Source organism: Agromyces sp. NPDC055520 (assembly GCF_053619715.1).
This window is the reverse complement of the sequence record NZ_JBSHJY010000042.1, coordinates 20,393-27,201: the sequence shown is the minus strand read 5'-3', so window position 1 is coordinate 27,201 and position 6,809 is coordinate 20,393. Positions and strand designations below refer to the sequence as shown.

Annotated in this window: 6 protein-coding genes; 4 read left to right on the top strand and 2 right to left on the bottom strand. The window is 70.7% G+C overall.

The features are described from left to right. Nucleotides 1-101: 101 nt before the first annotated feature. Both ACWGST_RS14195 and ACWGST_RS14190 read left to right on the top strand, forming a co-directional pair. Nucleotides 102-1,178 carry a threonine aldolase family protein gene (locus tag ACWGST_RS14195; protein WP_452047320.1) on the top strand — a complete coding sequence of 359 codons (1,077 nt, stop codon included), beginning with the start codon at nt 102-104 and terminating at the stop codon, nt 1,176-1,178. 184 nt (nt 1,179-1,362) lie between these two features. Further along, entirely contained in the window at nt 1,363-1,956 is a 594-nt protein-coding gene (locus tag ACWGST_RS14190) for a nitroreductase family protein (protein ID WP_452047319.1), read from the top strand. Nucleotides 1,957-2,193: 237 nt separating this feature from the next. On the opposite strand, the gene ACWGST_RS14185 is transcribed toward ACWGST_RS14190, so the two are convergent. Beyond that, the gene (locus ACWGST_RS14185; RefSeq protein ID WP_452047318.1) at nt 2,194-3,465 is read right to left on the bottom strand and encodes an MFS transporter; all 1,272 of its coding nucleotides are present in this window, start codon (nt 3,463-3,465) and stop codon (nt 2,194-2,196) included. Between the two features lie 143 nt (nt 3,466-3,608). Between ACWGST_RS14185 and ACWGST_RS14180 the strand changes: the two genes are divergently transcribed. Next, the gene (locus tag ACWGST_RS14180; RefSeq protein WP_452047317.1) at nt 3,609-4,115 is read left to right on the top strand and encodes a MarR family winged helix-turn-helix transcriptional regulator; all 507 of its coding nucleotides are present in this window, start codon (nt 3,609-3,611) and stop codon (nt 4,113-4,115) included. 98 nt (nt 4,116-4,213) lie between these two features. Here ACWGST_RS14180 and ACWGST_RS14175 read toward each other — a convergent pair whose 3' ends face one another. Beyond that, nucleotides 4,214-5,263 carry a zinc-dependent alcohol dehydrogenase family protein gene (locus ACWGST_RS14175; RefSeq protein WP_452047316.1) on the bottom strand — a complete coding sequence of 350 codons (1,050 nt, stop codon included), beginning with the start codon at nt 5,261-5,263 and terminating at the stop codon, nt 4,214-4,216. A gap of 168 nt (nt 5,264-5,431) precedes the next feature. Here ACWGST_RS14175 and ACWGST_RS14170 point away from each other — a divergent pair, with 168 nt between their 5' ends. Next, nucleotides 5,432-6,706 carry an MFS transporter gene (locus ACWGST_RS14170; protein ID WP_452047315.1) on the top strand — a complete coding sequence of 425 codons (1,275 nt, stop codon included), beginning with the start codon at nt 5,432-5,434 and terminating at the stop codon, nt 6,704-6,706. Nucleotides 6,707-6,809 lie beyond the last annotated feature (103 nt).

The window sequence follows — 6,809 nt, the reverse complement described above, 5'->3', positions numbered from 1 at the left end:
GGCACTCATGGTCGCCTCTCTTCGCAGAAGGCGACCACGAGTGCCCGTTCGGCGCCACGGGGAGGCGGGTGAAGGGTGGGAGAGGGTGGGAGAATGGCGCAGTGACTGAACAGCTCCACGACACCTCCGTCCGCGGTTTCGCCTCCGACAACTACTCGGGTGTGCACCCCGAGGTGCTCGCGGCGATCGCCGCCGCCAACAACGGCCACCAGGTCGCCTATGGCGAAGACGTCTACACCGAGCGCCTGCAGCAGGTCTTCGCGCGGCACTTCGGCGAGGGCGTCGAGGCGTTCCCCGTCTTCAACGGCACGGGCGCGAACGTCACGGGCCTGCAGTCGATGCTGCCCCGCTGGGGCGCCGTCATCTCGGCGAGCACCGCCCACATCAACGCCGACGAGGGCGGCGCCCCCGAGCGCGTCGGCGGAATGAAGCTGCTCACGGTTGCCGCGCCCGACGGCAAGCTCACGACCGAGCTCATCGACCGCGAGGCGTGGGGCTGGGGCGACGAGCACCGCGCGCAGCCGCTCGTGGTCTCGATCACGCAGACCACCGAGCTCGGCACAGCCTACACGGCCGACGAGGTGCGCGCGATCGCCGACCACGTGCACGAGCGCGGCATGACCCTCCACATGGACGGCGCGCGCCTCTCGAACGCCGCGGCTTCCCTCGACCTCCCCCTTCGCGCGTTCACTCGCGACGCCGGCGTCGACGTGCTGAGCGTCGGCGGCACCAAGAACGGCGCGCTCGGCGCCGAGGCCATCGTGGTGCTGAACCCCGAGGCATCCGTCGGTCTGAAATACCTGCGCAAGCTCAACATGCAGCTCGCCTCGAAGATGCGCTTCACCTCGGCGCAGCTCATCGCGCTCTACGAGGGCGACCTCTGGATCGAGAGCGCCCGCCACGCGAACGCGATGGCACGGCGCCTGCGTGACGCGCTCGATGCGGGCATCGCCGCGGGTGAGCTGCCGGGTCTCGGATTCTCGCAGCCGACCCAGTCGAACGGCGTCTTCGCGACGCTGCCGGCAGGCGTCGCCGACCGGCTGCGCGAGCGCGGCTTCCGCTTCTACGACTGGGATGCCGCGAAGGGCGAGGTGCGCTGGATGTGCGGCTTCGACACGAGCGAGGCCGACATCGACGCGTTCGTCGTCGGCATCCGCGAGGAGCTCGCGCGAGTCTGAGCGCGACCCGGCCGCGGGCCGGCCGGGCGCGGGCCTGCGGGGCTCGGGCCTGCGGGGCGCGGGGCTGCTGAGCGCGCGCTGGGAAACATGCGCCCGCATGGAATAGTGGATGCCGCGGCGCACGTTGCACCACATGGGTCGACGATGCCCCGGCATCTGTCCCCCTCGTGAAAGCCGCACCAGCATGACCCTCATCACCGATATCACCTCCCGCCGCGCCGAGACCGACGCGCCGCTCATCGCGCCGCTCGTCGAGCGCTTCAGCCCGCGTGCGTACGACCCGACGGCCGAGATCGATGCCGCGGTCATCCGCACGATCCTCGAGGCCGCGCGCTGGGCGCCGTCGGCGAACAATGTGCAGCCCTGGCGTTTCATCGTCGCCCGGCGCGGCACCGACGCGTTCACGAAGCTGCACGACGCGATGCTCGGCTTCAACCAGGCCTGGGCCGACTCGGCCGCCGTGCTCATCGCGAACGTCGCCGAGACGGTCGACGCCGAGGGCAAGCCCCGCCCCTGGGCGCGCTACGACCTCGGCCAGGCCGTCGCCCACCTCTCGGTGCAGGCGCAGCACGAGGGCTTGCACACCCACCAGATGGGCGGATTCGAGGCCGAGCAGATCCGCGCCGCCTTCGACCTCGCCGACGAGCTCGAGGTCGTCTCGATCACCGCGATCGGCGTGCTCGGCGATGTGGATGCCCTGCCCGACGCTCTTCGCGAGCGCGAGGGCGCCCCGCGCCTGCGCAAGCCCCTCGCAGAACTCGTGCTGGTCGGCGAGTAGCGGGCATCCGCTCGCCGAAGAAGAGAACCGCGGCACCTGCAGCACCTGCAGCACCTGCAGCACCTGCAGCACCTGCAGCAATGTAGGACGACGGGGTCTTTGTAGGACGATCGCGCGTTCGCGCGTCCTACAGAGCGGCCGTCGTCCTACAAACGCTCACGCTCTCACGCGGACAAGCGCACACTCGCACGCACGCGCTCACGCGCTCACGCGCTCACCACTGACGCCTGCCAATCCTCACGCGTCGACCGGGTCGACGATCGAGATCGGCCGCGTGGGCGGCTCGTGCCGCACCGGCATCGCCGCCATCACCCGCTTCAGGCGCCACGCGGCGAACACCGCGAGCACGCTCAGCGCGAGGTGGATGCCGAGGAACACGTCGCCGAGCCCCGCGCCCAGCAGCACGCCCGCGACGAGCGGGCCGGCCGCCGTGAACGCCGTCTGCAGCGCCGACATCGCGCCGAGCGTGCTGCCGACCCTGCCCCTCGGCGCGAGCGTGGCGATGAGCGGGTTCAGCACGGGGCTGTAGATCGTCTCGCCCACGGCGAAGATGCCGTAGGTCATGACGAACATCGCCGATGCGATGCCCGGCGCGAGCTGCGCGCCGGCGAGCACGAGCCACGAGGCGACCCAGATGCCACCGACCGCCATGAGCAGCACGGGCGCGCTGACCTTCGCGGTGAGTCGCACGATGACGACCTGCAGCGCCACGATCACGATGCAGTTGACGGCCGCAGCGGTGCCGACGGCGACGGGGTCGACCTCGAGCACGGTGATGCCGTAGGCCGGCATGCCCGACTCGAATTGCGCGTAGAACGCGAGGGCGAGCGCGATCATGACGACCGAGGTCCAGCGCAGCGCGGGATTCGCGAACACGAGACGGAACGCACCCGGCCGCCTGCCGTCGACCACGCCGACGGCACCGGTGATCGCCTCGGGCGTGAATTCCGAGGCGACCCTGCCGCCGACGCCCGCGAGGGCGATGACCGCCGACGAAACCACGAAGCCGGCAGCCGCCATGGCGAAGCCGATGTCGAGCCCGTCGTGCCGGCCGAGGTCGATGATCTGCCCGGCGAGGAACGCGCCGGCGGCCATGCCGAGCGCCTCGCCCGTGAACTTGTACGCGAAGACCTTGCGCCGGTCGCCCGTCGACGACCACTCGAGTGCGAGCACCTGCTTGGCCGGCACCGCGGCCGCGAGCCCGAGACCGAACACGAGCATGCCGGCGAGGAACACCGCAGGGCTGTCGGCGAAGATCAACGAGGCGGCACCCACGGCGCCGATCAGTTGCGCGACGACGGCGACGTGCACGGGGTTGAAGCGGTCGGCGAGCCGTCCCGCGATCGGCGCGGCGACGAGGGCGCCGACCGAGAACAGCGACGAGGCGGCGGCCGCGACGAGCGCGCCCCAACCGCGCGTGTCGGCCGCGTAGGCGTACTGATACGGCAGCACTGCGCCCCAGCCGAGCATGCCGATGCTGGATGCGAGGATGAGCAGTTTCGCGCGCACGGGCACGCCGCCTTTCTGGGTCTTGGTATCGAGTGATCGGATGCCTCGCCCGCACGAGGTCGGGAATGGGAAGCGTTGATTCGAACACGAACTATTCGATATCGAAATATTAGCACCCGAAGTTCGCGTGCGAGAATGCATGCATGGCCAAACGCACACCCTCAGCGCAAGAGCTGCACCGCCGCGCCGTCGCGACCTATGTCGCCGCAGGTGGCGAGGAGTCCGTGCAGCGGGTCATCACCGCCGTGCAGGGCCTCACGAAGAAGCTCGACCAGTGGTACGCCAGACAGCTCGCCGACCTCGACGTGAGCTCGGGCGAATGGGCCGTCGTCACCTCGCTCGCGAAAGCCGGCGAGGCCCTCACCCCGAGCCAACTCGCAGAACTCACGAACGTGGCGCCGTCGTCGATGACGCACCGCCTCGACAAGCTCGCCGAACGCGGACTCGTCGAGCGCGCGGCCGACCCCGACAACCGCACCCGGATTCTCGTGAGCCTCACCGACGAGGGGTGGGGCCTGTTCAGTCAGGCGATCCGCGACTCCGACGTCGTCGAGTCCGACGTGCTGCAAGACCTCGGCGACACCGAACGCGCCGAGCTCGCCCGCCTGCTCGAGGTCGTCATCGCCAGGCTCGACGACATCGACGCCTGACAGCACTCACCCGATGCAACGTCGGAGCGTCGTCATCGCCAGGCTCGACGACATCGACGCCTGACGGCCGGCTGCCGGCGAGGCTCGGCGTACCGACCTCAGGGCCGCAGCAGCACCTTCGTCGCGCGCCGCTCGTCCATCGCGGCGTAGGCCTCGGCGGCTTCGGCGAGCGGCAGCTCGAGGTCGAAGACGAGCCCCGGCTCGATCGCGCCCGAGCGCACGTCGGGCAGCAGCTCCTCGATGTAGCCGCGCACGGGTGCGACGCCGCCGTTGACGCCGACGTTCCGGTTGAAGAGCGGCCGCACCGGCAACTCCGGTCCGCCGTTGGGTGCGCCCACGTAGCCGACCATGCCGCCCGGCCGAGTGGAACGGATCGCCTGGTCCATCGACTCCTTCGTGCCGACGCACTCGAGCACCCGGTCGGCGCCGATGCCGCCCGTGAGCTCCCGCACGCGGGCGACACCGTCGTCGCCGCGCTCCTCGACGACGTGCGTCGCGCCGAACCTGCGGGCGAGCGCCTGCCGCTCGGGGTGCCGCGACATCGCGATGATCGTGGCGGCGCCGAGCCGCTTCGACGCGATGATCGCGCAGAGACCCACCGCGCCGTCGCCGACGACGGCGACCGAATCGCCCTCCGACACTCCGGCCGACACGGCCGCGTGATGACCGGTGCCCATGACGTCGGCGAGCGTGAGCAGCCCGGGCACCTCGTCATCGCCCACCGGCCCCGGCACGACGACGAGCGTGCCGTCGGCGAGGGGCACCCGCACGCGCTCGCCCTGCCCGCCGTCGGCGAGATGGCCCGAACGATCTTCCGAGCCCCACCAGCCGCCGTTCAGACACGAGGTCGAGACGCCGTTGCGGCAGTTGACGCAGGTGTTGTCGCACACGTAGAACGGGGCGATCACGAAGTCGCCGACGGCGAGCGCCGCGACATCCTCACCCACCGCCTCGATCACGCCGATGAACTCGTGGCCGATGCGATGCGGCCGTGCGGTGGGCGTGATGCCGCGGTACGGCCAGAGGTCCGAGCCGCAGACGCAGGCCGCGACGACCTTCACGATCGCGTCGCCGGGTGCGGCGATCACGGGGTCGGCGACGGTGTCGACCCGGATGTCTCGGGGCGCGTGGATGACGGTGGCGAGCATGTCTTCGAGCCTACGCGCGAGTGCGCGCCTGCGCGTAGCGCAGCGCTGCGCGTGGCTGCCGTGAGCTCAGGTGCGCGCCGTCGCCGGCCGTGCGTCAGGGTTCGAACTGCTGCCGGGCGGGCACGTCGCGGGTGGTGCGATGTCGGCGGCGTCGACCAGACTGTGCAGGTGATCAGCGCGAAGACCTTCTGGAGCGGCCTCCCCACCGAGGGTCGGTGGCTGCTGTCGACGGTCGCGATCCAGACGCTCGGCCGCGGGCTGACCCTGCCGTTCACGATCATCTACCTGCACGAAGTGCGCGGGTTCGACCTCGGGTTGTCGGGCGCGCTCATGAGCCTCATCGCCGTGGTCGGGCTCATCGTGACCGGCCCCGGCGGCACGCTGATCGACCGCTTCGGCGCGAGGAGCGTGCTGCTCGCCGGCCTCGTCTCGATGATCGCGGGCTGCACCCTGCTGGCATTCGCCACCCATCCGGCCGTCGCGGCGGTCGCCCTCGTGCTGATCGGCGTGAACTTCGGCGTCTCGTGGCCCGGGTTCAACGCACTCATCGCCGCGGTGGTCTCGGGCGACCTGCGGCAGCAGTACTTCGGCGTGAACTTCGCGCTCGTCAACCTCGGCATCGGCGTGGGCGGCATCATCGGCGGGTTCTACGTCAACGTGCACGCTCCCGAGACGTTCACCGTCATCTTCCTCATCGACGCGGCCACGAGTCTGATCCCGATGGCGCTGCTGCTCGGGCCGCTGCGCCACGTGCGCACGCAGGCCGAGCCGAGCGAGGAGTCGGCGGCCGCCGGCGGCTACCGCGAGATCCTCCGTCGGCCGGCGGTGCTGTGGTTGTCGCTGCTCACCTTCATCGCCATGTTCATCGGCTACGGCCAGATGGAGGCCGGCTTCCCCGCCTACGCGCGGCAGGTCGCCGAGGTCTCGACACGCGTGATCGGCCTCTCGTTCGCCGTGAACACCGCGGTCATCGTGCTGCTGCAGTTCACGGTGCTCGCGAAGATCAGCGGCAAGCGGCGCACCCGGGCCATGCTCGTCATGGCCGGCGTCTGGGCGAGCTCGTGGCTCATCCTCGGCGCCGCCGGCCTGCTGCCCGACTCCCTCGCTGCGGCGATCGGCGTGCTCGCGTTCATGGGCGTCTTCGCCTTCGGCGAGACCCTGCTGCAGCCGACGGTGCCCGCGATCTACAACGACCTCGCGTCAGACCACAACCGAGGCCGCTACAACGCGATCAACGCGGCGGCGTTCCAGGGCGGCGCGATCACCGGCCCGATCGCCGCGGGCCTGCTGCTCAGCCACGGGTTGGGCGCCTGGTACATCGGGCTCATGGTCGCCGGCTGTCTCGGCATCGGCGTGATGGCCCTCGCCCTCGAGCGTCGCATTCCGGCGAGCGCCAACGGCGTGCCCGCCCCTGCGCCAGAGAGCGACGTCGCCGTCGAGTGACAGCCCGCACCCCTCGCGCACCCTCCCACTCATTCCTCACTCCCTCACTCATGCACCCAGGTGCTTTGTAGGACGAAAAGCGGCGTGTAGGACAGCCCGCGCC

What these genes read in the sequence shown, in the direction of transcription:
- ACWGST_RS14190 (WP_452047319.1), top strand. Translation starts at nt 1,363, where the DNA reads ATGACCCTCATCACCGATATCACCTCCCGCCGCGCCGAGACCGACGCG.
- ACWGST_RS14180 (WP_452047317.1), top strand. Translation starts at nt 3,609, where the DNA reads ATGGCCAAACGCACACCCTCAGCGCAAGAGCTGCACCGCCGCGCCGTC.
- ACWGST_RS14175 (WP_452047316.1), bottom strand. Translation starts at nt 5,263, where the DNA reads ATGCTCGCCACCGTCATCCACGCGCCCCGAGACATCCGGGTCGACACC.